Origin of the sequence: Flagellimonas yonaguniensis (assembly GCF_029193885.1) — a bacterium.
Classification (GTDB): domain Bacteria; phylum Bacteroidota; class Bacteroidia; order Flavobacteriales; family Flavobacteriaceae; genus Flagellimonas; species Flagellimonas yonaguniensis.
This window is the reverse complement of the sequence record NZ_JARFVB010000033.1, coordinates 2,501-5,297: the sequence shown is the minus strand read 5'-3', so window position 1 is coordinate 5,297 and position 2,797 is coordinate 2,501. Positions and strand designations below refer to the sequence as shown.

2 tRNA genes and 2 rRNA genes (1 of these 4 only partly in view) are annotated in these 2,797 nt (G+C 53.1%); all 4 read left to right on the top strand.

From position 1 onward, the window contains the following. Nucleotides 1-176: 176 nt before the first annotated feature. Nucleotides 177-1,702, top strand: a 16S ribosomal RNA gene (locus PY092_RS19515). A 110-nt stretch (nt 1,703-1,812) separates the two neighbouring features. Continuing rightward, nucleotides 1,813-1,886 (top strand) — tRNA-Ile (locus tag PY092_RS19510). Between the two features lie 100 nt (nt 1,887-1,986). Beyond that, nucleotides 1,987-2,063, top strand: a tRNA-Ala gene (locus tag PY092_RS19505). Nucleotides 2,064-2,241: 178 nt separating this feature from the next. Continuing rightward, nucleotides 2,242-2,797 (top strand): 23S ribosomal RNA (locus PY092_RS19500); it runs 2,263 nt beyond the window's last position. Together the 16S and 23S rRNA genes with 2 tRNA genes alongside form the textbook arrangement of a ribosomal RNA operon.

Genomic DNA, 2,797 nt, shown 5'->3' with positions numbered 1-2,797 from the left:
ATTTGCACCCGCTTAGCTGATAAGGCAGGGCGCTTCCAAGGCATCGAAAAGGTGTTTTTTGAAGTAAAAAAGAAAAGAAGTTCATATACATATTGTAACGACAGCGTAAAGAGAATAAGAACCATTTTGATGCGAGGGCTCGGATTTCCGGGTGTCTGACAGACATTCAAGGAAATACAATGAAGAGTTTGATCCTGGCTCAGGATGAACGCTAGCGGCAGGCCTAACACATGCAAGTCGAGGGGCAGCACGGAAAAGCTTGCTTTTCTGGTGGCGACCGGCGCACGGGTGCGGAACGCGTATGGAACCTGCCCCTGTCAGGGGAATAGCCCAGGGAAACTTGGATTAATGCCCCATGGTACCGCGACATCGCATGATGTTGTGGTTAAAGATTTATCGGACAGGGATGGCCATGCGTACCATTAGTTAGTTGGTGGGGTAACGGCTTACCAAGGCAACGATGGTTAGGGGCCCTGAGAGGGGGATCCCCCACACTGGTACTGAGACACGGACCAGACTCCTACGGGAGGCAGCAGTGAGGAATATTGGACAATGGGCGGGAGCCTGATCCAGCCATGCCGCGTGCAGGATGACGGCCCTATGGGTTGTAAACTGCTTTTATACGGGAAGAAACGCACCCACGTGTGGGTGTCTGACGGTACCGTAAGAATAAGGACCGGCTAACTCCGTGCCAGCAGCCGCGGTAATACGGAGGGTCCGAGCGTTATCCGGAATCATTGGGTTTAAAGGGTCCGTAGGCGGGCCTGTAAGTCAGGGGTGAAAGTTTGTGGCTCAACCATAAAATTGCCTTTGATACTGCAGGTCTTGAGTCATGGTGGGGTCGCCGGAACATGTGGTGTAGCGGTGAAATGCATAGATATCACATAGAACACCGATCGCGAAGGCAGGTGGCCAACCATGTACTGACGCTGATGGACGAAAGCGTGGGTAGCGAACGGGATTAGATACCCCGGTAGTCCACGCCGTAAACGATGGATACTAGCTGTGGGGACCTCGGTCTCCGTGGCCAAGCGAAAGTGATAAGTATCCCACCTGGGGAGTACGTTCGCAAGAATGAAACTCAAAGGAATTGACGGGGGCCCGCACAAGCGGTGGAGCATGTGGTTTAATTCGATGATACGCGAGGAACCTTACCAGGGCTTAAATGCAGGCTGCATGGGGTGGAGACACCCCTTTCTTCGGACTGCCTGCAAGGTGCTGCATGGTTGTCGTCAGCTCGTGCCGTGAGGTGTCAGGTTAAGTCCTATAACGAGCGCAACCCCTACCGTTAGTTGCCAGCATGTCAAGATGGGGACTCTAACGGGACTGCCGGTGCAAACCGTGAGGAAGGTGGGGACGACGTCAAATCATCACGGCCCTTACGTCCTGGGCTACACACGTGCTACAATGGCCGGTACAGAGGGAAGCCACCCCGCAAGGGGGCGCGGATCTACAAAACCGGTCACAGTTCGGATCGGGGTCTGCAACTCGACCCCGTGAAGCTGGAATCGCTAGTAATCGGATATCAGCCATGATCCGGTGAATACGTTCCCGGGCCTTGTACACACCGCCCGTCAAGCCATGGAAGCCGGGAGTGCCTGAAGTCCGTCACCGCAAGGAGCGGCCTAGGGCAAAATCGGTAACTAGGGCTAAGTCGTAACAAGGTAGCCGTACCGGAAGGTGCGGCTGGAACACCTCCTTTCTAGAGAAAGAGACGCCCGGAGACGGGTTCTTGCGCGAGGTGGTCCTTAGGATCTTTGTGCTGTCGTTTATGATATGTTTTTTGATATACAGGCAAATTTAGGCCAAGACAGTCTCATAGCTCAGCTGGTTAGAGCGCTACACTGATAATGTAGAGGTCGGCAGTTCGAGTCTGCCTGAGACTACGATGAAACGTTCATTGAGTATTGAAATTAGGAAATTCTGGAAGTTGGGTATGTAGTTATGTACTAACTACTGACTACTCATTACTAACGACTAGTAAATGGGGGATTAGCTCAGCTGGCTAGAGCGCCTGCCTTGCACGCAGGAGGTCATCGGTTCGACTCCGATATTCTCCACCACGGCAAAGGTCGTCCGCTGATTGTTGAACATCAGTGGCGGTCCGCCACAAGTTCATTGACATATTGGGACGGAGCAGAGACGGTTTTCACCGTTTGATGCGAAGTCAAAGAAGAAACACGAAGTAGAATAGAATATATAAAGGATTACGAGAGGGCATCCGTACCTTGGGGTACGGGTGCGACAAGCAAAAGAAGGGCGTATGGGGGATGCCTAGGCTCTCAGAGGCGACGAAGGACGTGATAAGCTGCGAAAATCCACGGGGAGCTGCACATGAGCATTGATCCGTGGGTGTCCGAATGGGGCAACCCGGCTGGTTGAAGGCCAGTCACACCGTAAGGTGGGCGAACCCGCTGAACTGAAACATCTAAGTAGGCGGAGGAAGAGAAAACAAGAGTGATTCCGAGAGTAGCGGCGAGCGAAATCGGATCGGCCCAAACCGTTGTTGTTCCGGCAATGACGGGGTTGTAGGACCACAATGTTCTTTGCGCGACGAACCGGAAGCAGTTGGAAAGCTGCACGATATGGGTGATAGTCCCGTACGGGCAAGGAGCGTTAAAGATAGTGGTATCCTGAGTAGCGCGGGGCACGTGAAACCCTGTGTGAATCCGGCGGGACCATCCGCCAAGGCTAAATACTCCTGGGAGACCGATAGTGGACCAGTACCGTGAGGGAAAGGTGAAAAGAACCCTGAACAAGGGAGTGAAATAGACCCTGAAACCATACGCCTACAAGC